1 protein-coding gene is annotated in these 1001 nt (G+C 68.6%); it reads left to right on the plus strand.

The window, feature by feature from the left end; genetic code table 11:
• Window positions 1-113: 113 nt before the first annotated feature.
• On the plus strand, window positions 114-1001 hold an 888-nt coding region (locus JCM19049_RS15315; RefSeq protein WP_054821994.1), incomplete at its 3' end, for a 4Fe-4S dicluster domain-containing protein.

Genomic DNA, 1001 nt, shown 5'->3' on the forward strand with positions numbered 1-1001 from the left:
AGCGCGCCGGGGCCACGGCACAGACCGGCAGCGAGAAGGTCACCGGTGCGCCGCCCGAGCAGGCGCCAAAGACCGGGCCGAGCACGGCAACGACACGACGAGGGAAGGCTAATGTGAACCACCTGACCGAATCACCGCAGCACACCCGGCACAGCGGTTACCCGCGCAAGGGGTTCTTCACCGACACCTCGATCTGCATCGGCTGCAAGGCCTGCGAGGTGGCGTGCAAGGAGTGGAACCGCAATCCGGCCGATTCGCAGTACGAGCTGCTGGAATCCTCCTATGACAACACCGGGGAACTGGGCGCGGACACCTGGCGGCACGTGGCGTTCGTCGAGCAGAACCGCGAACACATTGAAGCTGCCCGCGGGTCCGGGCGGGCGTTGGTCAGCCTGGGCATGCCGGGAATCGGCCCGCCCGGCGGTAACGGGCAGAACCTGCAGGGGGTGGACACCACCCCACCGGACACCCCGGACTTCCGCTGGCTGATGTCCTCGGACGTGTGCAAGCACTGCACGAACGCCGGATGCCTGGACGTGTGCCCCACCGGGGCGCTGTTCCGCACCGAACACGGCACCGTGGTGGTGCAGGATGACATCTGCAACGGGTGCGGCACCTGTGTGGCCGGCTGCCCGTTCGGGGTGATCGAGCGGCGCAGCGACGGGGTGGTGGGCACCAAGAGCGAACGGGACTTCACCCCCGGGGAACAGGCCGGCACCCAGAACGTGGGCGTGGCCCAAAAGTGCACGCTGTGCTATGACCGGATCATTGACGGGCAGACCCCGGCCTGCGCCCAGGCCTGCCCGACCACCTCCATCAAGTACGGCACCCGTGAGGACATGGTGAACACCGCCCGCACCCGGGTCGCCGAACTGCACGCACAGGGGCTGACCGAGGCTCGGCTGTACGGGGCGAACAGCCAGGACGGGGTGGGCGGCACCGGTTCGGTGTTCCTGCTGCTGGATGAGCCCGAGGTCTACGGGCTGCCGCCGGACCCACGG

This window comes from Arthrobacter sp. JCM 19049, from assembly GCF_001310435.1.